The organism is Marinobacter sp. NFXS9 (assembly GCF_040148665.1).
Lineage (GTDB): Bacteria > Pseudomonadota > Gammaproteobacteria > Pseudomonadales > Oleiphilaceae > Marinobacter_A > Marinobacter_A mangrovi.
Window position 1 is genome coordinate 54,208 of the sequence record NZ_JAGDDW010000004.1, and the last position, 22,685, is coordinate 76,892.

22 protein-coding genes are annotated in these 22,685 nt (G+C 62.6%); 10 read left to right on the forward strand and 12 right to left on the reverse strand.

Annotated elements, in window-relative coordinates; genetic code table 11:
- Positions 1-16: 16 nt before the first annotated feature.
- Positions 17-2,257: a tetratricopeptide repeat protein gene (locus tag J3364_RS08165; RefSeq protein ID WP_349557879.1), complete on the reverse strand. Its 2,241-nt coding sequence runs from the start codon at positions 2,255-2,257 to the stop codon at positions 17-19.
- 200 nt (positions 2,258-2,457) lie between these two features.
- Positions 2,458-3,309 carry a formate/nitrite transporter family protein gene (locus J3364_RS08170; RefSeq protein ID WP_349557880.1) on the reverse strand — a complete coding sequence of 284 codons (852 nt, stop codon included), beginning with the start codon at positions 3,307-3,309 and terminating at the stop codon, positions 2,458-2,460.
- Between the two features lie 147 nt (positions 3,310-3,456).
- Here J3364_RS08170 and J3364_RS08175 point away from each other — a divergent pair, with 147 nt between their 5' ends.
- Positions 3,457-4,524 (forward strand): transporter substrate-binding domain-containing protein, encoded by a 1,068-nt coding sequence (locus J3364_RS08175; protein ID WP_349557881.1) that lies wholly within the window; start codon positions 3,457-3,459, stop codon positions 4,522-4,524.
- Between the two features lie 44 nt (positions 4,525-4,568).
- On the forward strand, positions 4,569-5,351 hold the full coding sequence (locus J3364_RS08180; protein WP_349557882.1) for a spermidine synthase: 783 nt from the start codon (positions 4,569-4,571) through the stop codon (positions 5,349-5,351).
- Here the strand turns inward: J3364_RS08180 and J3364_RS08185 are convergent.
- Entirely contained in the window at positions 5,348-5,842 is a 495-nt protein-coding gene (locus tag J3364_RS08185; RefSeq protein ID WP_349557883.1) for a GNAT family N-acetyltransferase, read from the reverse strand. The genes J3364_RS08180 and J3364_RS08185 overlap by 4 nt on opposite strands.
- A 30-nt stretch (positions 5,843-5,872) precedes the next feature.
- Entirely contained in the window at positions 5,873-6,367 is a 495-nt protein-coding gene (locus J3364_RS08190) for an arsinothricin resistance N-acetyltransferase ArsN1 family B (protein WP_349557884.1), read from the reverse strand.
- A 128-nt stretch (positions 6,368-6,495) separates the two neighbouring features.
- On the opposite strand from J3364_RS08190, the gene J3364_RS08195 reads away from it, so the two are divergent.
- From J3364_RS08195 to J3364_RS08225, 7 genes are all read left to right on the forward strand, one after another.
- Positions 6,496-6,855, forward strand: a complete 360-nt coding sequence (locus J3364_RS08195; protein ID WP_349557885.1) for an ArsR/SmtB family transcription factor — start codon at positions 6,496-6,498, stop codon at positions 6,853-6,855.
- The gene (gene arsC / locus J3364_RS08200) at positions 6,849-7,265 is read left to right on the forward strand and encodes an arsenate reductase (glutaredoxin) (protein ID WP_349558095.1); all 417 of its coding nucleotides are present in this window, start codon (positions 6,849-6,851) and stop codon (positions 7,263-7,265) included. Before J3364_RS08195 ends, arsC begins: the two co-directional genes overlap by 7 nt.
- Positions 7,262-7,978 (forward strand): arsenical resistance protein ArsH, encoded by a 717-nt coding sequence (gene arsH / locus J3364_RS08205; RefSeq protein WP_349557886.1) that lies wholly within the window; start codon positions 7,262-7,264, stop codon positions 7,976-7,978. Before arsC ends, arsH begins: the two co-directional genes overlap by 4 nt.
- A 12-nt stretch (positions 7,979-7,990) precedes the next feature.
- Positions 7,991-9,301 (forward strand): arsenic transporter, encoded by a 1,311-nt coding sequence (locus J3364_RS08210; RefSeq protein ID WP_349557888.1) that lies wholly within the window; start codon positions 7,991-7,993, stop codon positions 9,299-9,301.
- 99 nt (positions 9,302-9,400) lie between these two features.
- Positions 9,401-10,207, forward strand: coding sequence for a DUF3750 domain-containing protein (locus J3364_RS08215; RefSeq protein WP_349557889.1), 807 nt, complete (start codon positions 9,401-9,403; stop codon positions 10,205-10,207).
- Between the two features lie 286 nt (positions 10,208-10,493).
- Complete coding sequence (locus tag J3364_RS08220; RefSeq protein WP_349557890.1) at positions 10,494-12,530, forward strand: putative bifunctional diguanylate cyclase/phosphodiesterase; 2,037 nt, start codon at positions 10,494-10,496, stop codon at positions 12,528-12,530.
- Positions 12,531-12,620: 90 nt separating this feature from the next.
- Complete coding sequence (locus J3364_RS08225; RefSeq protein ID WP_349557892.1) at positions 12,621-13,364, forward strand: sulfite exporter TauE/SafE family protein; 744 nt, start codon at positions 12,621-12,623, stop codon at positions 13,362-13,364.
- Between the two features lie 5 nt (positions 13,365-13,369).
- Here the strand turns inward: J3364_RS08225 and J3364_RS08230 are convergent, their stop codons facing one another.
- Entirely contained in the window at positions 13,370-13,540 is a 171-nt protein-coding gene (locus tag J3364_RS08230) for a hypothetical protein (protein ID WP_203143310.1), read from the reverse strand.
- A gap of 251 nt (positions 13,541-13,791) precedes the next feature.
- Here J3364_RS08230 and lhpI point away from each other — a divergent pair, with 251 nt between their 5' ends.
- Positions 13,792-14,763: a bifunctional Delta(1)-pyrroline-2-carboxylate/Delta(1)-piperideine-2-carboxylate reductase gene (gene lhpI, locus J3364_RS08235; protein ID WP_349557893.1), complete on the forward strand. Its 972-nt coding sequence runs from the start codon at positions 13,792-13,794 to the stop codon at positions 14,761-14,763.
- A 71-nt stretch (positions 14,764-14,834) separates the two neighbouring features.
- Here the strand turns inward: lhpI and J3364_RS08240 are convergent, their stop codons facing one another.
- The 7 genes from J3364_RS08240 to rpiB form a co-directional block, all read right to left on the reverse strand.
- Positions 14,835-15,791, reverse strand: coding sequence for a D-ribose ABC transporter substrate-binding protein (locus J3364_RS08240; RefSeq protein ID WP_203143308.1), 957 nt, complete (start codon positions 15,789-15,791; stop codon positions 14,835-14,837).
- Positions 15,792-15,848: 57 nt separating this feature from the next.
- Complete coding sequence (locus J3364_RS08245) at positions 15,849-17,012, reverse strand: ABC transporter permease (RefSeq protein WP_349557894.1); 1,164 nt, start codon at positions 17,010-17,012, stop codon at positions 15,849-15,851.
- Positions 17,013-17,107: 95 nt separating this feature from the next.
- Positions 17,108-18,655, reverse strand: coding sequence for a sugar ABC transporter ATP-binding protein (locus J3364_RS08250; RefSeq protein ID WP_349557895.1), 1,548 nt, complete (start codon positions 18,653-18,655; stop codon positions 17,108-17,110).
- Positions 18,652-19,308, reverse strand: coding sequence for a DUF2291 family protein (locus J3364_RS08255; RefSeq protein ID WP_349557896.1), 657 nt, complete (start codon positions 19,306-19,308; stop codon positions 18,652-18,654). The genes J3364_RS08250 and J3364_RS08255 overlap by 4 nt, the downstream gene beginning before the upstream one ends.
- 64 nt (positions 19,309-19,372) lie before the next feature.
- The gene (locus J3364_RS08260) at positions 19,373-20,485 is read right to left on the reverse strand and encodes an MDR/zinc-dependent alcohol dehydrogenase-like family protein (protein ID WP_349557897.1); all 1,113 of its coding nucleotides are present in this window, start codon (positions 20,483-20,485) and stop codon (positions 19,373-19,375) included.
- A 280-nt stretch (positions 20,486-20,765) separates the two neighbouring features.
- Positions 20,766-21,746: a sugar-binding transcriptional regulator gene (locus J3364_RS08265; protein ID WP_349557898.1), complete on the reverse strand. Its 981-nt coding sequence runs from the start codon at positions 21,744-21,746 to the stop codon at positions 20,766-20,768.
- 103 nt (positions 21,747-21,849) lie between these two features.
- On the reverse strand, positions 21,850-22,335 hold the full coding sequence (gene rpiB, locus J3364_RS08270; protein WP_349557899.1) for a ribose 5-phosphate isomerase B: 486 nt from the start codon (positions 22,333-22,335) through the stop codon (positions 21,850-21,852).
- Positions 22,336-22,685: the final 350 nt, after the last annotated feature.

A 22,685-nucleotide genomic window follows, 5' to 3' on the forward strand; every position in this document is an offset into this window, starting at 1 on the left:
CTCTTTCACAGCGCCCTTAACGCAGCTGCTTCTCATACCAGTCGGCCTTGTCGTCGCGCCCCAACTCCCGGTTAAAGCTCACCAGCGCAGACAGGAATTGCCGATTGCCCGGAAATCGATGATAGGCCGCTTCCAGCACATCCACCGCCTGCTGGGTGTCGCCACCCGATTGCAGCGCCACCGCATACACGTAGATGTAGCGACTGGTTGCCGTCGACGACATCGCCGCCTTGCGCAAATGCTCCAAAGCCTCGTCATGGCGCTGCTGGCGCACCAGCAATAGTCCCAGCGCGTGTTCGATGGGCGTCGGATCGGCGACGTTGTCCAGCGCCTGCGCCAGCACCCTTCGGCCTTCGTCGTCCCGGCCCTGGCTACGCAGGTAATCCGCAAAGTTGACGTACGCCGGGGTGTAGTCGGGTGCGATGTCGATCGCCGAACGGTAATACCGCATGGCGTCATCGGTATGGCCGCTCTGACCACTGACATCCCCCAGATTCACCAGCGACTCGGGCCGGTCCCCGTTGAAGCGCTGTGACGCGATGTACTCGTCACGCGCCTGCTCGTAACGGGCCTGGACCTCCGCCGGATTGGCAGGAATGGTCGAGGGGGCCATATAGCTGGCCGCCAGACTTCGGATCGCCCGGTGGGCGTCGTACAGCGCCGGCAGGCCAAAAGCCGGCCGGTACTGCGGTGGGATGTCACTCAGGGCATTCACCGCCCCCAAGGCCACCAGCGGTTCCTCGGACCGGCTGGCCTGCTGCAGCACCGCGGCGGATTGATTCGACAGGTAGCCCGGCAGCAGGGACAGGGCCGTGGCCCGCACGATCGCTGGCTGGGTGGAATCCAGGATCAGCTCCGACAGCAACTGCTCGGCCTGGGCGCCGCCATAGCGACCCGCATGAATCGCATTGGCGAAGTGGCCTGTCGGCGGTTTGCCATGGCGTTTCTCCAGTTCGCCCGCCGCCCATGTCGCATCCTTGTCGGCATGGCACTGGGTACAGGCGTTCGGTACCCCCAGACTCACCGTCAGATCCGGCCGGGGAATACGGAAGCTGTGATCCCGCCGGTCATCCACGCCCATGTAAGTCTTCTCGGGCATGTGGCAATTCACACATTGCGCACCCTCACTGTCGGCCGGATGGCCATGATGGGCTTCGGTGTCGTATTTCGTGGGCAGGTGGCACTGGGCACACAAATGGTTGCCCTGGGCCTTCAGTTTGAGGCTGTGGGGATTGTGACAGTCCGAGCAGGTCACCCCGGACTGGTACATCCTGCTCTGCAGGAAGGAACCATAGACGTAGACCTCGCCGTCGATCTGGCCATCGGCGTGATACAACCCGTCCTCCAGCAGCGCCGGCATGAAATGGTTGAAAAGGCCATCCTCGGGCCGCGCGCCGTGGAACTGGGTGGACCGCCGGGAATGGCACTGGGCACAGACCTCCAGCTCCGGCTGTGCCTCAGGACCGCTCTGCCACGGGTAGGGATTGCCGGTTTCCGGATTGGTGGTCCAGACCTTGGTCTCCGCCCGCGCCAGTGAAAGCTTGAAGCCGTTGTGAGGCAGGCTCCAGTTCTCGGCCTGCATCGCCGCTACATGATCCTTCCCGGGTCCGTGGCAGGCCTCGCAGCCCACGTCTATCTCGCTCCAGGTGGTGGCGTAGGTGCGCGAATCCAGATCGTAATTTTTCTGCAGATTGGTGGAATGACAGTCCGCGCACATGAAATTCCAGTTCTGGTCGCGACCGGTCCAGTGTAGCCGGTCACCGGCCCGCACCGGCTCATCGGGGTACAGGTGATACCAGCGCTGTCCGCCGTCGCTCTTTTTCCGGGTGTCCCAGACAATGCCCAGCGCCTGCAGACGACCGCCGGGCAACTCAATCAGGTACTGCTGCAAGGGATCGACACCGAAGGTGTATGCGATAGCAAAATCCGCCAGCTTGCCGTCCGGGCCATCGGTGCGCACGTAGAAGGTGTTGTCTTTGCGGAAGAACGTGGAGGTGGTGCCAAAGTAATCGAAGGTGGCGTCGTCGAAGTTGCCGAGCACGGTCTTCAGGGTTGCCGGCTGCATGGCGAGATCGTGATCGGAGCCGTGCCAATCGGCCTGTTCGGTGGCGTGGCAGCCGGCGCAGGCGGCCGCGCCAACGTAGCCCTGCCCTGCGTCCCGAGTCGGAGCGATGCCGGCTTCGTATGAGGACGTATCAGCCCACGCATGCCCTGCCAGGAAAAGCACACCACACAAAAGAGACCAGAATACGCGCAAGCCACACCGTCCCAGTTGAAGCTACCGATCACGCAGAGTCCTGCGCAGTGGCTGGCCTCCCTGCCTGTTATTCCCGGCCCCGACTGCACCACACGGGACCATGCACCCAGACGCCATCAGGCATCCTGCCAGTCGTTTCTTCGAAGGCACGGAGCTTCTCTAGCATAGCCCAGTCTGTCGGAAGGGCACAGGCAGCCCGGTCAATCGCCCGGAGCTGCGGCGTCACCGTGAGTACTGTAGGCCACCTGGGCGTAATTCACCGCCGCCACCATCATGATGCCGCCCACCATGTTGCCCAGCAGCGTCGGCGCGAAGAAGTTGGCGAAAAAGGCCACGATGCCTTCAGAACCGGTAAACACCGCATACAACGCCGCTACCGACCCGGCAATGATGTGGGGGAAATGCGCCAGGCCGATCACGTAAGTCACCAGAATGATCACCCCGACCCGGGCGGATTCGGCAAACGGCATCAACCACAGCATCAGCGCCACCAGCCAGCCGGCAAAGATCGCCCGGACAAACATGGTGCCAAATGGATGCCCGTATTCCCGCCCGGCCAGGGTTTTCAAGGCCGCATCGATTTTCGGATCGAGCACGTCGAAGCCGGCCAAGGCCACAGCAAAAATGGCCACGCCGAGCATGTTGGCCAAGAGGACCACGCCCCAAAGCTTCAACGTGTCGCGCACCACCGGCCAGCGTCGCACCCGCAACACCTCGAGCACCGGCGTCAGCGTGTTCTCGGTAAACAGTTGCTGGCGCCCGAGGATCACGAACAGGAAGCCAATCGAGTAGCCAAAACTGCTGATGATCGGCGTCCAGCTCGCCTCCGGCGTGTAACTGTAGAGCAGCGCCTGGGCCAGCAGTGAGAACCCCATGGACAGACCCGCCGCCAGTCCGGACCAGCCCAGCCCCGCGAGCGGCCGTTCCAGTTCGCTTTCCGCCTCGGCACGGATGGCTTCGTACACGACCGCCGCACTGGGTGCTTCACGGCGCCGGGCGTCCCGTTTCTCGTTGGAGTCGAGCTGGTTTTTGCCTTGATCAGACTGAGCCATGCCGTTGCGTCCTCTGCATCATATGACGAGGGTTCCCTACGAATCCGAACCTGCGGGGCTCTGCAGGCAATCCGGAGTGGGTCAGGACCGTATAAACTGTTGAGCGATACCCTAACGGACTATAAGCCAACAACAAGCGAGTCGCGCATGAGCATTTGGAAATCCCTGGCCGTACTGGCCGCCCTGCTGCTTTTCAGCATCCACACGCACGCTCAGGACACCCCACTTAAAATCGGCATCACGGAAGTCCCGCCCTTTGTCATCAAGACCGACAACGGCGAATGGCAGGGTATCAGCATCGATCTCTGGCGGCAGATTGCCGAAGACCTGGGCCGGGACTACGAATTTGAGCCGATGCCCTTCAAGCAGTTGCTGCCGGCGGTGGAAAGCGGCGACATCGATGTAGCTGTCGGCGCCCTGACCATGACCGCAGACCGGGAAACCCGCTTCGACTTCAGTCATCCCTTCTTTCAAACCGGCCTGTCCATCGCGATTCCACCCGTGCCCCAACCCAGTCTGTTCAGCACCTTCAAGGCGCTGGTCAGCTGGAATTTCCTGAGTGTAATCATCGGGCTGGCCGGCCTGCTGCTGGCGGTGGGCTTTGCGCTCTGGCTGGTGGAACGCAAGCGCAACCCGGAACAGTTCGGCGGCAGCGCCAGTCAGGGCATCGGTTCCAGCTTCTGGTGGGCGGCGGTGACCATGACCACCGTGGGCTACGGCGACAAGGCGCCGGTGTCGCTGGCGGGCCGGCTGATTGCCCTGGTCTGGATGTTTGCGGGGTTAATCATGGTGGCCAGTTTCACGGCGGCAATCACCTCGTCGCTGACGGTCAGCAACCTGCAGAACCAGATCCAGGGACCCAAGGATCTTCCGGGCAACAACATCGCCACCATCGCCAATACCGCCAGCGAGGAATACCTGCAGGACCACCGTATCCGCCATGAGCTGTATCCCAATCTGACCGCCGCCCTGCAATCCACGGTGAAGGGTGAAACCGACGCCATCGTGTACGACCGGGCCCTGCTGCAGTATCGCAACCAGCAGGAGGGCCGGCCGCTGACGGTCCTGCCCGGCGTGTTCCAGCAGCAGCTCTATGCGTTGGCATTACCGGAGGGCAGCCCTCTGCGCGGCCCGGTGTCGGAGAAGATCCTGGAAGTGACGGAATCCCCCGGCTGGCAGACGATCGTCGACAACTATCTGGGCGCGCCCGACTGAGACCGGTAGGATGAGGGCTGGCCATCGTTATAAAGAGTCCGGACATGAAGTTCAGCCTGAACGGCAGCGTGACCCATGAGACCTTCGACGCCCTCGGCGCGGTCCGCGTGCTGGATTACCGCAAGCACCGGGTGCTGACGTTCGACTCGGTCTTTGAACAGAGCAAGATCGCCCGCAAGAAGCCCTGGCTGCCGGTGCACGAATACAACCGCGCCATGTTGCTGCCACTGGCCTTCCATGAGCCTGCCCACGCGACCGTACTGGGCGTGGGCGGCGGCGTGATGATCAGTGCCCTGCACCACATGCTGCCGGACTGTCATATTCATGGTGTGGAACTGCGCCGTGCCGTGGCCGAAGTGGCCCACGAGTTCTTCTCTATGCCGGACGACGAGCGAGTGCAGATCACCATCTCCGACGCCCGCCCGGCCCTGCAGAAGATACCGCCGGGCAGTACCGATCTGATCCTGGCCGACCTCTACAACGCCGATCGCATGAGCCCGGCCCAGGCCCACCGCCGCTTCGTGGACCAGTGCCATCAAGCGCTCAGCGACCAGGGCTGGCTGGCCCTGAACTTCCACCTTGCGCCAGCCCGGGACGGTACGCTGATCCGGCATCTGGGCAGGCTTTTTGCCGAGGTATTCCTGTATCGCACCAAGAGCAACAACTATGTGATCTATGCGGGGAAACAGCCGGTCACGATTCCGCCGTCGAACGACCCCACGCTCGACGCGCTGGAAAAGCGGCTTCCTATCGATTGGTCGTGCTTGATGGAAAAACTCATGCCCCAATTGCGACGATCGGCAGACAGGCAACAAGCGACGGCTTAAGCGTCACTTGAGTTTTCGGCCAGATCCAGCAGAGCCTGTCCGGTCAGCCGATAGCCGATCCATTCGCTTTGCGGCTTGGCGCCGAGGGATTCGTAGAAGCGGATGGCCGGCTCGTTCCAGTCCAGCACGTTCCATTCAAAACGGCCGCAGTCCTTCGCCACGGCCACCTGCGCCAGGTGTTTGAGCAGGGCCTTGCCGGCGCCGCTGCCCCGGGCCACCGGGGTGACGTAGAGGTCTTCCAGGAACAGGCCGTTCTTCGCCAGCCAGGTGGAGTAGTTGTAGAAGTACACGGCGAAACCAATCGCCTCGCCGCCCCGTTCGCAGATCAGGGCGTGGACGGTGGAGTCCGGACCGAAGATGGAGGACTCGACGGTCGTTTCTGTCGCCACCACCTCATGCTCGGCTTTCTCGTAGATCGCCAGTTCACGAACGAAGCGGAGGATCTGTGGGACGTCGGCCGGCGTGGCGGTGCGAATGTTGAGTGCGGACATGCTTTTTCCTGGTTCCTCGTCGTTGATTCGTTACGGCGCTTGCAGTGTGCCCTGCCAGTAGCCCACGTCCAGCCAGCGGCCAAACTTGAAGCCGACTTCGCGCAGGTGGGCGACCTTGTCCATGCCCATCTTTTCGTGCAGGGCAATGCTGGCGTCGTTGGGCAGTGCGATCAGGCCAATGACGGTGTGGATGCCCCGTTCGCGCAGCTCGGCAAACAGGGCCTCGTAGAGCCGCGACCCCTGACCCCGGCGGACCTGAGCGTGATCCAGGTAAACGGTCACTTCCACGGCATAGCGATACGCCGGCCGAGCGATCCATTCACCGGCGTAGGCGAAACCGGCGACCTGCTCTGCCTCTTCCAGAACCAGCCAGGGCAGACCGCGGTCCTGGCAGGCCCGGATACGGGCGGCCATGGTGTCAGCCGTTACCGGCTCTTCCTCGAACGTGATGACCGTCTGTTCGATGTAATGGTTGTAGATGTCGGCGATGCGTCCTGCATCCCCAACCGTGGCGTTCCTGATCATTAGCCTCTCCATTCCCTGGACAACCCGGCACCGGGCTGCTGCACCAAACAGCCAATCTATCAGCATCCAACGCGCAAATCACCGACAGTGGATTGTGCCGTCGATAATATGTCGATAAACTTCGACATATGGACACAAACAACGCCATTGACGTCTTCGCCGCCCTGGCCCAGGCCACCCGACAGGAGGCCTTCCGCCTGCTGGTCGCCCATGAACCGGAAGGCTTGCCGGCCGGCGAGATTGCCCGGTTACTCGCGGTGCCCCACAACACCATGTCGTCCCATCTGGCCGTACTGGCGCGGGCGGGGCTGGTGCGTTCGGAGCGCCAGAGCCGGTCGATCATCTACCGGGCCGACCTGGAGGCTATCCGCGAAACGGTGCAGTTCCTGGTGCAGGACTGTTGCGGCGGGCGCCCTGACATCTGTCAGCCCCTGCTCGACAGCCTGCAACCGTGCTGCGCACCGTCTGCCACTGGAGAATCATCATGACCGTCACGCTCTACCACAACCCGGACTGCGGCACGTCCCGCAATACCCTGGCCATGATCCGCGCTTCCGGCGAGGAGCCGCAGGTGATCGAGTACCTGAAAACCCCGCCGACCCGCGAAAAGCTGCTTGAGCTGCTGCAGGCGATGGCGATGCCGCCTCGGGAATTACTGCGGCGAAAAGGCACCCCCTACGACGAGCTGGAGCTCGACGACCCGGCGCTGAGCGACGAACAGTTGGTCGACGCCATGATGGCTCACCCCATCCTGATCAACCGCCCGATTGTCGTGACCGACAAGGGCACGAAGCTGTGCCGGCCCTCCGAAGCCGTGCTCCCCCTGCTCGACAACCCGGTGTCGATGTTCACCAAGGAAGACGGCGACGTGGTTCAGTTTGACGGGAGCGCGTCATGAGTCTGGCGGACCTGCCCAATATCGATCCGGAGCAGCTGCATCCCATCGACGACGCCAGTCTGGCCGGCCCGGACGCGCCACGCCATGCACCGCGCATCCTCATCCTCTACGGCTCCCTGCGGGAACGCTCCTACTCGCGCCTGTTGGCGGAGGAAGCGGCGCGTCTGCTGCGCTGGTTCGGCTGCGAAGTGCGCACCTTCAACCCGCAGGGCCTGCCACTTCCGGATGGCGCCGACGCCGAGCACCCCAAAGTCGCTGAACTGCGGGAGCTGGCCAGCTGGTCCGAAGGTATGGTCTGGGTGAGCCCGGAACGTCACGGCGCCATGACGGCGGTGATGAAAGCCCAGATCGACTGGATTCCGCTGGCTCTCGGCGGTGTCCGCCCCACCCAGGGCAAAACCCTCGCGGTGATGCAGGTCTGTGGCGGCAGCCAGAGTTTCAACGCGGTCAACCAGTTGCGGGTGCTGGGTCGGTGGATGCGGATGTTGACCATCCCCAACCAGTCATCCGTGCCCAAGGCCTTCGCCGAGTTCGATGACGACGGGCGCATGAAACCGTCGCCCTATTACGGTCGGGTGGTCGACGTATGCGAGGAGCTGGTGAAGTTCACCTGGCTGACCCGAGGCCACGGCGCCTATCTGACCGACCGATACTCGGAGCGGGTGGAAAGCGCCGAACAGGTGTCCCAACGCGTCAACCAGCGCTCGCTCTAAGGATTCAATACGATGTTGGCTTTGTTGATCTTTATCGCGACGCTGGTTCTGGTGATCTGGCAGCCCCGCGGCCTGGGGATCGGCTGGAGTGCCCTGGGCGGTGCAGCCGTGGCCCTGGCGACCGGTGTGGTCCACTGGCCCGATGTGGCGGTGGTCTGGGACATTGTGTGGGACGCCACTTTCACCTTTGTGGCGCTGATCATCATCTCGCTGATCCTGGACGAAGCCGGCTTTTTCTCCTGGGCCGCGCTGCATGTGGCCCGCTGGGGCGGTGGTCGCGGGCACGTGCTGTTCCCGCTGATTATCCTGCTAGGCGCATTTATCGCCGCGTTCTTTGCCAACGACGGCGCGGCCCTCCTGCTGACGCCGATCGTGATGGGCATCCTGCTGCGACTGGAATTCAGTGCGTCTGCCGCCCTGGCGTTTATCATCGCCACCGGTTTCGTGGCCGATACGACGAGCCTGCCCCTGATCATTTCCAATCTGGTCAATATCGTGACCGCCAACTACTTTGACGTGTCGTTCGAGCGCTATGCGCTGGTGATGGTGCCGGTGAACCTGGCGTCGCTGGCAGCCACGCTGGCCGTGCTCTGGCTCTATTTTGGACGGCGCATCCCGGCTCGCTACGACACCTTCACCCTTGCCGAGCCGGCTTCGGCCATCCGCGACCGGCAGGTGTTCCACGCGGCATTTCCTTTGCTCGTCCTGCTGATGCTCGCCTACTTCGTGACCGCTCCGTTGGGCGTGCCTATTGCACTGGTCACGGGCCTGGCGGCACTGGCCCTGATGGCCATCGCCGGGCGCTGGTATGTGGCCAAGCGGGGGCGGGTGATTTCACTGAAGCGGGTGCTGCGTCACGCACCCTGGCAGATCGTACTGTTCTCGGTGGGAATGTATCTGGTGGTCTACGGCCTGGGCAATGCCGGGCTGACACACCAAGCCGCGCAGGCCATCACCTGGCTGGGAGAACAGGGCCCTGTGATCGCCACCGTGGGCACCGGATTCCTGACGGCGGCGTTGGCGTCGGTCATGAACAACCTGCCGTCGACACTGGTCGGCGCTCTGGCCATCGAGCAGGCCCACGTAACACCGTTGATCCGGGAACTGATGGTCTACGCCAACGTGATCGGCAACGATCTGGGCCCGAAATTCACGCCGATCGGTAGTCTCGCCACCCTGCTGTGGCTGCACGTTCTGGCCCGCACCGGCCACCGCATCAGCTGGGGGCAATACATGAAGGTGGGGCTGATCATCACGCCGCCGGTGCTATTGGTGACCTTGCTCGCCCTGGCATTCTGGCTGCCGGTGGTCAGCGGGCACTGAGCGACAGGCGATGCTGGACTGGTCGAACTGTGCCATGGGCGCGTAAATTGGAACTGTTCTCGCTTGATCTGAGTCTTCCATGTGCCAACGGATCACCCCATGCATCAGACCGTAAAACACAGTGCCCGCTGGAGCCTCCGCCTCATCGTCATGCTGACGGCCCTGCTCGCTGGCCCGTTATTCATGGCCGCCTGCAGTGGCCTGAATGCCTCGCAGGACTGGCACACGGCGGACCGCTCCAGCAGTGGGCAAGCACCCGCCCCGGAACAGGCGCCCGAAGCCATCGTGCAGGTTTATGCAGCGCGGGCGTTCAGCTGGCGCGGCTACTTTGCGGTGCATACCTGGATTGCCACCAAGGCCGCCCACGCCGACACCTACGAGGTGCACGAGGTCACCGGCTGGCGCCAGGACAAGGTGCGCTCCGGCCCGGGCCTGCCCGACCGGGCCTGGTACGGTAACGAGCCGACCCTGTTGGCCGACATCCGTGGCCCACAGGCCGGCGAGCTGATTCCAGCCATCAAGAAAGCCGTCGCCAGCTACCCCTACCGCTACGAATACGACGCCTGGCCCGGGCCCAACAGCAACACGTTCACGGCCTGGGTGATTCGAAACGTGCCAGGTCTGGACGTCGCCCTGCCCAACATCGCCATCGGCAAGGACTACCTGGAAGCACCGTTTGTCGCCCAAACGCCGTCGGATTCCGGTTTCCAGGTCTCGGCGTTTGGCTACGCCGGGTTGCTGGCCAGCGTGCATGAGGGCCTGGAAATCAACTTGCTGGGGCTGTCTTTCGGGATCGACCCGCTGGCCCTGGGCATCAAGCTACCCGGTATCGGTCAGATTGGCTTGCTGGATCCCTGGCAGCCGAGCCCGGAGTCCGCCGATAAGGCCGACCGCGTTGCGCAGTGAGTCATACAACCGGTCAATTGGGCCGATTATCGTGCCTGTCCCTGCGTAATGTTGCGGGAGGGTCTAAAATAGGAAGGTGAACCTCCGAGTCCGTTCATAGAGCCATTCAACGCTCTGGTTCGGCTCGTAAAATTGATGAAGGCATTTAACTGATCGAGAGCTGATCGGCCATTGCTGGATGCGATGTGGTGCGCGGCGCCAGATCATCCAACTCATGGGTGACCTGTGCGGCGCCAGGGAATGACATGATCCCGATTGTGGATCCTGTGAGAGGCATGATGGCGCCATGAGACTGTCTGAACTCGGAGACCTCTATTCCACCCTGCTTGAAGCCGCCGTCGACGGTATCATTACCATTGACGAAGCGGGCATTATTACCAGCTTCAACAGCGCGGCGGAGCGCCTGTTCGGCTACCGTCGGGACGAAGTGATCGGCCAGAACGTGAAGTGTCTGATGCCCGAGTATGTGGCCCGGCACCACGACGGCTACCTCCAGAATTACCTGCACGGTTGCCCGGCCCGAATCATCGGCATCGGCCGCGAAGTCGAGGGACGGCACAAGGACGGCTCGACGTTCCCGCTGCATCTGTCCGTGGGCGAAGCCGTCCACGAAGGTCACCGCAATTTCATCGGCATCTGCCACGACCTGACCAGCTACAACGCGGTCTTGCGCCAGCTGGGCGAGGCGGAAGAACGCTATCGGGACATCGTCGAGAGCCAGAAGCAGTTGATCTGCCGGCTGGACAGCAAGCTGCGCATCACCTTCGCCAACGCCTCCTTTTCCCAGGTGGTGGGTGTCCAGCACGACGCGTTGATGGGTATTCCGCTGACGTCGATTGCCGACGACGCGGAGCACCAGTTGCCGTATCTGCTCGCGCAAATGTTCCGCTCCAGTGACGACCTGGGTGAGGTCAACATCAAGGTCACCATGAAGGCACGGGACAGCGGCGCCCTGGTCGATTGGTCGTTCAAACGTGTGGAATCCGGCGACAGCGAGCCCCCGGAACTCCAGGGCTTTGGCATCGATATTTCCCAGCAGGAGGCCGCCGTCGAGCAGGCCCTGTACCTGCAGAGTCACGATCCGGTCACCGGCTTCCTGAACAAGCAGGCCTACAGCGACGCCCTCGCCGCCTGGATTCAGCCGGGGCGGCGCTACGCGTTGCTGCACATTGACTGCAGCCAGTTTGAACGCATCACCCAGCAGTACGGGTTCGAGTCCGGCGACCTGATCATGGCCGAGGCGGCCCGTCGTCTCCGGTTGGGACTGGACCGGGCCAACCTGTGTGGCCGCGTGACCAGCGACGATTTCGTGGTGATGGCGCCGGTGATCGACCAGGATGAGGCCCAATCACTCGCCAACCAGCTGGTCCTGACCCTGGAAGCGGCCTACACCATCCATGGTGAGCAGATTCGGCTGGACACCACCTGCGGCATCGCCCTCTATCCACACGATACCCGGGCCCTGGATACTCTGTTGCTGATGGCCTCGTCGGCGGCGAAGGATGCCCGGGAACACGGCGTGGCCTACAGCTACTTCAACCCCGAGTACCACGAAGACCTGCGCCGCCAGTTGGACATCGAACAGGGCCTCAAGGAAGCCATCGACACCCGCGCCATCGATGTGCATCTACAGCCCAAGTTCGATCTGGGCACTGGCCAGATCCACAGTTACGAAGCGCTGGTACGCTGGACGCACCCGCGGCAGGGAGCGATCTCACCGGCCCTGTTCATCCCGATTGCCGAGCGCTCGGCGCTGGGACAGAAACTGGACCGCTACGTGCTGACCCGGGTGGCGGAGCTGATTGCCGAATCCATTCGTCAGGGCAAGCCGGAGCCGGTGATTGCCGTCAACATCACGGCCAAGCACTTTTCCGACACGGCGCTGCCCGAGTTTATCCGGGACTTGCTCCAGGCGTACCAGATTCCGGCCCGCTCGCTGCAGCTGGAAATCACCGAGGGCATCGTCATGGAAATGCGCCGGACCACCACCGCCATCATGGACGATCTGCGTCAGATGGGCATTGAGGTCAGTATTGACGACTTCGGAACCGGCTACTCCTCCCTGAGCTACCTGCAGAATCTGATGGTGGACGAACTCAAGATCGACAAGATCTTCATCGATGACCTGGAAAGCGAGCGGGGCGCCACGCTGGTGCGGGCGGTGATTGCCATTGCCAAGGCCCACGATCTGCGGGTCACCGCCGAGGGTATCGAGACGGGTGAGCAGGCCCGGATCCTCGCCGCCATGAAATGCGATCTGGGTCAGGGCTATTTCTTCGCCCGCCCGGCGCCCAGCGACGAGGTGCTGGGTCTCGGGAGTTGATCAGAAGCGCCCTAAATCACTGAAATTGGACAAGCATTGGCCGCTGTCGCAGGATAACGGGCTCGCATTCGTGGCCCAATGGACTCCGGCATGGCTCCTCCTTTCGACACCCCGCTTTTCTGGCTGCTCGCCATCGTCGGCGTCATTCTGACCGGGATTTCCAAATCCGGCTTTGCCGGCGGTGCCGGCGTGTTGGCCGTGCCACTGATGGCCCTCGCCATTCCTTTGCCCGCGGCCACCGTGATTATGTTGCCGGTGCTGCTGTTCATGGATGTGCGCGCCATACACCTGTACTGGCGGCATGCGTCAAAGGCCGACCTGATCCGGCTGGCGCCGGCGGTGATCGTGGGCATCGCAATCGGCGGCGTGGTGATGGGCGAGTTATCCACCGACCGGCTGGAATTGATCACCGGGGCGGTTTCCATCCTCTTCGCCAGTTGGCAGAACCTGGCCGGCTGGTTGCGGCGGTTCCAGAGCGCTGGCTGGTTCTGGGGTGCGATCTCGGGCCTGACCAGCACGCTAATCCACGCCGGCGGCCCGCCGATCAGCGTCTACTTCCTGGGACGCCAGCTCGACAAGATGCCGTGGCTGGGGACGGCCGCGGTCCTGTTCGGCATGATGAACCTGACCAAGGTCGTCCCCTACCAGCTCAACGGTTTCTGGGAAGAACGGCTGCTCTGGGTATCTTTGTGCCTGCTGCCCGCCGCGCTGATCGGCATCCAGCTCGGCTACGTGATCCAGAAGCGCTTCGACGGCGCCACCTTCATCCGCATCTGCCGGGGGTTACTGCTCGTGTCCGGCTGCCTGCTGGTGGGCAAGGGCCTGATGGGCTGAGCGCCTCATTCCATCCAGAACGGCTTGTGCGCTTCCCGGTTGAGGCTGCCCGGCGCCATGCCCAGATCCCGCTCGATCACCGAGATGTCGCTCCAGAGCATGTGTTGACGCATGGCACGCCGAGACGCCGCCCGGCGCTGCCAGAGTTTGAGCGTGTGTGCAATTTGAGTTGCCATGATCATTGCCCCCTCGGGTTGAACGTGATTCCAGGCCACACCCACGGTCCTCAAGGGCGTGTGTGTGCCGACGGGTTCATGATCGGAAATTGAGCAATTTTTCGGCAGATACAGGCGAAGGAATAGAAAGCGGAACAGTTGCCCCTGAAAAGGAAACTGTGACCGGTACAGTTGACATTAACCTGACGTCGGCCGGACGGGCGACTATCTTTGCTGTTGGTTTCACTCACTTTTCCGGCGGAGCCCGCCTCATGGACATACTCACCAAAGACGACGTCGCCCGGGCCCTGCCCTGGACAGAACTGGTCGATCGGCTCGACCGGGCCTTCACCGGCGGCATCGAGACACCGCCGCGCCATCACCACGGGGTCCATCGTGCGGACGGCGAGGCCACCATGCTGCTTATGCCCGCCTGGGAGGATGCCGACCAGTCACCGGGCTATCTCGGGGTGAAGATGGTGAACGTCTTTCCCCAGAACGCCGACAAGGGCCTGCCCGCTATCAGCGGCGTCTACCTGCTGAGCGACGGCGCTACCGGCCAGCCTTTGGCCTGCATCGACGGCAGCGAGCTGACCCGCCGCCGCACCGCAGCGGCCTCGGCACTGGCCGCGCGCTATCTGGCCAGGCAGGATGCGGGTACCCTGGTGATCATCGGCACCGGCAGACTGGCACCCATGCTGATTGAAGCCCACGCCGCCATCCGGCCAATCCACAAGGTAGTGGTCTATGGGCGCAACCCGGAGAAGGCCCGCGCGCTCGCCGCAGAGTACGCCGGTTACAGCGGCGGGCAGATGCCGTTTGAGTCGGTGACGGCCACCGAGAATCTGGCCTCGGCCGTGGCGGAAGCGGATATCGTTAGCGCCGCCACCCTGTCCACCCAGCCGATCATTCACGGCGAGTGGCTACGCCCCGGTACTCATGTGGATCTGGTGGGCGCGTTCCGCCCCGACATGCGGGAGACCGACAGCGCCTGCGTCGAGAAAGCCGAGGTGTTCGTGGATTCCTACGCCGGCGCCAAAGGCGAGGCGGGCGACCTGCACCATGCGGTCAACGAAGGGCGCTTCGATATGGGTGCCATTCAGGCGGAGCTGTCTGAACTCGCCAAGGGCGCGCATCCCGGTCGCACCCGGGATGATGCCATGACGCTGTTCAAGTCAGTGGGGGTGTCACTGGAGGATCTGGCGGCGGCTGTCCTGGTCTGGGAGAACCATTCCGGCCGCTGAGTTTTCCGGCGGGATTAAACAAACCCGGGCGTCATAGACGTCCGGGCTTTTTGTCGTCAATGCGCAGCGTTTTACTGCTTCAGCACGAAGGCGGAGGTGTAGTCATCCACATTGTCCGGCGTGACCAGGGCACAGTCGAACAGCTGCTTCTCATGGTCCACGCCGGTCTTGCCGGTCTTGATGAAATGGTCCGCCTGATGCACCGCTTCGGCGGAGAAGATGGCGACCGGCTGCAGGACGGTGTAGGCCAGCTCGCCTGCCTTGACCGCATCCACCGCATCCGGTGAGCCGTCGAAGCCACCCACGACCACGTCGTCCAGCTTGCCGGCTTCCTTCAGGGCCGCGATGGCGCCGAGGGCCATTTCGTCGTTGCCGCTGATCACACCGTCGATGTTCGGATGGGCCTGCAGCATACTCTGCATCTTGTTGTAGCCCTGGGTACGGTCCCAGTTGGCGACGTCGCCGCCCACTTTTTCCAGGCTCGGATACTGACTCAGGACCGTCTTGTAGCCGTTGGAACGGGTGGCCGCGTTGTTGTCGGACGGCGCCCCTTTCAGCTCCACGTATTTGGCCTCGTCACCCACGCTCTGCACCCACTGCTGGGCACCGAGGGCAGCACCCTGGGCGTTGTTGGACACGAGCTGGGCCTTGGCCAGACCCTGCTTGTTGATCTCGGCGTTGACGATAAACACCGGGATGCCCGCATCCACCGCCTTGCGCACGGCGCCAACCGAGCCATTGGCATTGGCCGGATCCAGGATGATGGCCTTGGCCTGGTTGGTGATGGCGGTGTCGATCTGGTTGCTTTCGGTGTTGGTGTCGCCCTTGTGGGAGCTGACGTTGGCCGTGTAACCCAGATCTTCGGCGGTGGCCTTGGCGACCTTGCCCTCGGTGAACCAGTAGGGGTTGGACGTGTCGTTGACGATGATGGAAATGAGTCCCTGATCCTGGGCCGATGCGACGGACGCGAACAGTGCGGACGTCGCAAACGCGGCGGCGATCAGCAGGCGCTTTGCTGTAATCAACATAATGGGATCACCTTTCTCTTATGATTGTTCTGCCGGCGGACCGGCGACGGATTCCGCTCAGTGCCCGACTGCCTGTTCCCGGGCACTCTCTTGCGAAGACGATGTAGTTTGCGAAGACGGTGCAGAACTCTCGGAAGCGGGGGACGATGAAGCCCCTTCCTTCGCCGCGGGCGGCTGTTTCTTACGCCCTTTGTACTGGATGCTGTTGAGCAGCACAGCGAGGACGATGACGGCGCCGGTAAACACGGTCTGCCAGTAGGACGAGACGCCGATGATGACCAGACCGTCGGACAGAAAGCCGATCACGAAGGCGCCCAACAGCGTGCCACGCACGTTGCCCCGGCCGCCCGCCAGGGCCGCACCGCCGATGACGACGCCAGCGATGGCGGTGAGCTCATAAGTCGTCCCGGCGGTCGGCCCGGCAGACGTCAGTTGTGAAGACAACACCAGCCCGGCGATCGCCGCGCAAATACCGGACAGCACGTAGACCGACACCTGTACGCGCTTGACCGGCACCCCGGACAGTTCGGCGGCGCGCGCGTTGCCACCGGTGGAATAGACCCAGCGTCCGAACGGCGTGCGGTTGAGCATCAGGATCACCAGGATGGCGACCGCCGCCAGCACCAGCACGCCGATGGGCACGCCCAGCAGTCGGTTGAAGCCGAGCCAGTCGAAGCCGGTGTTGCCCAGCTCCGGCGAGCCGCCCAGATTGTTGAAGGTCAGGCCGTTGGTCATCAGCAGGGCTGCACCGCGGGCCACGTAGAGCAGACCGAGGGTGGCAACGAAGGCCGGCACCTTGAAATAGGCAATCAGTACCCCGTTGATGGCGCCGACAAACGCACCCAGCGCGCAGGTCAGGATCACCACGACCCACACCGGCGGGTAGAGCACCACGCCGAAAGCATCCAGATGCACACCCTGCATCAGGTAGCCGGCGACGACACCGGCCAGGCCCAGGGTGGAGCCCACCGACAGGTCGATGCCGCCAGTCAGGATCACCAGCAACATGCCGATCGACAGCAACCCGAAGATCGCCACGTGGGACGACATGGTCAGGAAGTTGTTGGTCGAGAAATACACCGGCGACAGGGCCGAGAAAATCAGGATGATGGCGATCAGGGCGAAGAACGCCCGACCTTCCAGGAGCATGCGCCCCAGGTCGAATTGCCCCCCGGAGAACAGACCTCCCGGGCGGCTGGCGGCTTGGCTGGTTTCGGACATGGTTCTGGACTCCGCTTTTGTTATCTAAGAACCGCTCAAGGCTGTGTTTTTCAGAACGCTCACGGCTGTGTCGTTGCACCGCGCACCGGGCGGGCTCACGCCACCACGGCCTCACCGGAGGCGGCCATGATCTCGGCCTTGGTGGCGTCGGCCCCGAATTCCGCGGCAATGCGGCCGCGGCTCATGACGATGATGCGGTGGGCGATGCTGAGGCATTCCCCGACCTCCGACGTTGAATAGACAACGGCCAGGCCCTGCTCGGCGCCTTCGCTGAGCAGACGGAACACCTCGGCCTTGGCGCCGATATCGATACCGCGGCTGGGCTCGTCCAGCAGCACCACGCGGGGGTGGGTCGCCAGCATCTTGCCGATCACCACCTTCTGCTGGTTGCCCCCGGACAGGGAGCCGATGCCGGCCTGAGCGCCGTCGGTCTTGATGTGCACGTTGCGGATGGACTCGTCGACCACCGACTGCTCCAGCTGCGACGACGTCAGCCCGCCCCGGGTGAAGGCGCCGATGCTGGCCAGCGACAGGTTCTCGCCCACTGACATGGTCTGGACCAGACCGTCCCGCTGGCGATCTTCGGGCACCAGCACCAGGCCGCGCTCGATGCGCTCGGCGATGCTCAGCCCCGACACGTCCTGCCCTTCCAGCAGCACCTGACCGCCCACCATGGGCACGCGGCCGGCGACGCTCTCGAACAGCTCGGTGCGCCCGGCGCCCATCAGGCCGTAGATGCAGACGATCTCGCCGGCGCGCACGTCGAGGGACAGCTGGTCCACCACATGGCGCTCGGGCACGGCGGTGTCCGCCACGGAAATCCGGTCCAGGGACAGGGCCACCTCGCCAAAGGCATGGCCGGTGGGCGGCTCGCCCAGGTTGAAGTTGTCGCCCACCATGTTGCGGACGATCCACTCCAGGTCGATGTCCTCGCGCCGGGCGTAGGCGGTCATGGTGCCGTCCCGCAGGACCACCGCGTGATCGGTAATCTGCAGCGCTTCTTCCAGGTGGTGGGAGATGTAGACGATGGACACGCCCCGGCTCTTGAGATCGCGGATCACCCGGAACAGCACCTCCACTTCCGAGGCACTGAGCGCCGAGGTGGGCTCGTCCATGATCAGGATGCGCGAGTTCACGGACAGGGCGCGGGCGATCTCGACGATCTGCTGCTGCCCCAGGCGCAGGTCTTCCACCGGGGTGCGCGGATCGATGGGTTCATCCAGCTCTTCCATTAACAGCCGGGTCTGGCGCTCTTCCTCGGCGTAGTCGATGCTGCCGCGGCGGACCAGTTCGCGACCCATGAAGATGTTGTCGCGCACGCTCAGGTTGGGCGCGAGGCTCAGCTCCTGGTGAATGATGGAAATACCGTGACGCTGGGCTTCGGTGGTCGAGGCAAAGCGGACCGGCTCGCCTTCCAGCAGGATCTCGCCGGAGGTGGGCTGGATCACTCCGGACAGGATCTTCATCAGCGTGGATTTTCCGGCGCCATTCTCTCCGAACAGGGTGGTCACCTGGCCGCGATGCACATCGAAGTTGACGGTTTTCAGCGCCCGGACGCTGCCAAAGGACTTGGCCACATGCCGGGCGGACAGGACCACACCGTCGGCGGTATCGGGCAACGGCATTACGGGTTCGGCACTCATTGCACACTCAGCCTTACCGGCGTCACCAGCCAGTTCTTCGGGTTGATCAGCTTGAACACGCCGGTGACCCGGATCGTCTTGCCGGTGAGGTTGTCGGTATCGATGTCCGCCAGCACCGCCGCCTTCATGGCGTTGTTGATGCCGGCACCGGCGTTCTGGTACTCGATCTGGTTGGTGAACTGGCCGAACGCGATCTCGCCGGTGGCGTCACGCAGATCCGTGCCATTGATGGCCGGGCCGGTCTGGACACGCACGGCAACGCCATCGGGCAGACCGAGGACGTTCACCGAATAGATGCCGGCTTTTTCCTCGCCGGCCACGCCGGTGAAGGTGACCGGCATGATCGGGCCGATACCGGCCGGGGTGCCGTATTCCTTGCCGGCAGCGCCCTTGTCCCGGGTAATGGCGGCCGCCAGAACGTCCGCGGCGACGGCCCTATCCTCGACGTAGGTGCGGATGTCCGGGAAGTGCGCCTCGCCATACTGCTGCGGCGAGAACACGTCGTCCTGGACGTCCTCGGCGGAGCCCATGACCACCACCTTGGTGTCCAGGCCCATCAGGATCAGGAGGATCACCGCAGCGATGATCGCCGCGGCAACGCGGGGCCGCTTCAGGGGACGGCTAACGGCGGCAATGCTGGCCGGTGCATTCATGGCAGATCGACCTCTGGCTGTTATTGTTGGTCACAGTTGTCGTTTGCGTTGTCGGTGTCCGGCCTTACAGGTCCGGAACCAGCATGATCTTGAGCGCGCTGGTGTCGTTCTTCATCAGGTCGATGCCTTTATGGAAGTCTTCCAGCGGCAGCTTGTGGGTCACCACGCCGTCGGTCGGGAAGTCACCGCTCTCGATGCCTTCAATGACGTGCGGGTAGCAGTAGGGGCCCAGGTGCGCACCGAGCACATCCAGCTCCTTGCGATCGCTGATGATGCTCCAGTCCACGGTGACCGGGTCCTTGAACACGCTGAATTCCACGAAGCGGCCCAGCTTGCGCAGCATCGCCAGCCCCTGCTCCACGGATTTCGGGGCGCCGGTGGCTTCGATGTAGATGTCGCAGCCGTAGCCGTCTGTCATGTCCTTGACGATCTGGACCACGTCTTCCTCGCGCGGGTTGAGCACTACGTCCGCGCCGAACTTCTTGGCCAGCTCCAGGCGTTCGCCGTGCAGGTCGAGCACCACCAGCTTGGCGGGGCCGGATTTCTTGGCCGGGCCGATCATGCCCAGGCCCAGCGTGCCCGCGCCGGACAGGACCACGATGTCCCCCAGCTGGATCTGCGCCCGCTCGACCGCGTGCATGGAGCAGGAGAACGGCTCGGTCAGCACGATGTTCTCTATCGGCACGTTTTCCGGCAGCTTGTGGTTGATGGCTTCCTTGGGAAACTTCATGTACTCGGCCATGCCGCCGTTGACGTTGTTCTGGAAGCCGTACACATCGTGCTTCTCGCACATCCAGTACTGGCCCCGGTTGCAGAAACGGCAGTCCCAGCAGGGCACGATCTGTTCGGAGATGACGCGGTCGCCGATCTCGAAGCCTTTGGCGCTCGGCCCCATCTTGACCACGCGACCGACGAATTCGTGGCCCGGAATCATCGGCGCCTTGATGTAGGCGGGCTGTTCCTCATCGCCCCAGAAACTGGGGGCGCCCTCATAGGCTTTCAGGTCACCGGCGCAAATGCCGCAGGCTTCCACCTTGACCAGGATTTCCTTCTCACCGATCTCGGGCACATCGACTTCCTCAAGCCGATAGTCGCCAGGGGCATAGGCCACAATCGCGCGCATGGTTTTGGGGATGGTGACTTCCGAAGATTCGGCTTGGGCGAGCGTTTCGTTCATGAGGGCCTCCTCTGGCTGACAAAGCCTTTTCATTTGATCTTATTGTGTACATTTGCATTAAGAACGCTCTGAGCGTTCACGTCAACAACGCGCCTGCAAATTATTAGTACGACTTTAGTCTAATTTAATATATTACTGATTTTAAAAGATTTAATTTTAAAAGCCGCGAAAGGGTCAGAAAACAGGTTAAAAATCAGCCAATAATTAAGGCGAACGCATAAACGACGTGCGTTCATATGTTCAGCACAGCGGGAGGGAAATGGGAAAGCAGCGTCCCGGACTAACTCTTGCTGTCCGGGGTCGCCTCGTCCAGACGCAGGATGGTGTGGGCGTTGGTCACGCTGGTCGCCAGCGTATCGATGACACCTGTACGCAGGGCTCCCAGGATGCCGACGGCCTTGGTGTTCTCACTGGCAACGGCAATCACGTCGGGAATGCGCGCCAGGTCACTGATACTCAAACCGATCACCCGCCCCTGCATGGGCGTCACCGACGGGTTGCCGTACAGGTCGATGAAGTCGTACCCCATCATGTCGCCCACCGTTCCGGACAACCGGGCTTCGGCAATTTCTTCCGGCGAGAACCAGCCCATTCGTACCATGTTGCTGTTCTCGCTGACATCCCCAACCCCGATCAGGGCAATGTCCGCACGTCGGGCCCGATCCATGGTCTGGCGCACGGTCGGGTTCTCGTACATGGCGTCCCGCAGCTCGGGATTCTGAACCAGGGCCGGCGCGTAGAGGGTTTCGCTGTCACCTCCGAACTTTATCGCCAGCCGGCGACAGATGTGATCCGGGTTCATGTATTCGCCGGCCCGCAGGGAACCGCCGATGGCACAGACGAACGAACACTTGCGCTCACCCTGGTCAAAGGTGTTCTCAGCCACGGCACCCACGTTACGCCCCATGCCCACAGCGACAATCGAGCCGTCATGCAGGGTGCGGGACAGATGATCCGCCACCAGGCTGGCGACGCCGGCCCGCTGGGTATCTTCATCGGCATGGTCGAGAGCAATCAGCGCGCGCTTGATATTGAAGCGGCGCAGCAGCTCCTTCTCCAGCTCGGCGCTGGCCGAGGGATGCTGGCGCACCCGCACATCCACCACACCTTCGGCATGGGCCCGCTTGAGCAGACGCCCTACCTTGACCCGGGACACATTGAGACGCTTGGAAATCACCTCCTGAGTTTCGCCCTCCACGTAATACAGGGTGGCGATCTCGGTCATCAGGCTGATGTCGGCGCTCTCAATCTTTTCTTCCATGGCAAGGTCTCACAACGACTGTAATATTGGACCGCCACACCATAGCACAATGAACAGGCGAACGATTACCGATCAGTTGTATCGGGAATCATCACTCAGTCCCTCAATCTCGAAAAAACTCCCGCTCGTAATCCTGGATACGCGACACCTTGTCGACCGAGGCGCCACCGCCGAATTCCGTTTCCAGAAAGGCCGTCACGATATTCTTGGCCAGCTCCGGGCCGACGACGCGAGCCCCGAGCGTGACGACCTGGGCATCGTTACTCGAACGCGCCTTGGCCGCCGAATAGGTATCGTGCGCCTGGGCCGCCCGGATGCCGCGCACCTTGTTGGCCGAGATCGCGACGCCGATACCAGTACCGCACACCAGCACCGCCCGGTCCGCCTCGCCGGCGCGAATTGCCTGCGCCACGCGAACGGCAACGTCCGGATAAAGCACCGGTTCCGCATTGTAGGTGCCGAAATCCACGACCTCGAAACCCTGCGCGCGAACATGCTCCATCAGAACCTCCTTGAGCTCGAATGCAGCTTCGTCACCGCCGAACGCAACGCGTAGCCCCCCTTTTCCCGCCAGATTTGCATCAGACATGGACAGACCTCCAACTCAACCGGCCGCCGACCCAACGCCGACCGACCACTTATACAAATTATCAACGCAAGAACATTTGTAAAGCCAAAGAGCACAAAAATGCAATGCCTGAACAACATAAATCACTCCGAGCAAACAGGCCGACACCCCCAACCCATCAGTCAGAAGGCTGTTTTATCAACACTTTTAGGTAAAATCTGGTTGCTTATCAGACAAAAGGCGGACACAGAGCAGGCAGATCCAGCTTGACAGCCTAAGGGCAAATACCTAAACATTTGATCGCATACAGAACATAAATCACTCGGGTGGACGATTGCGGCTTCTGGAGTACGCACCTCAACCCGCGTGCT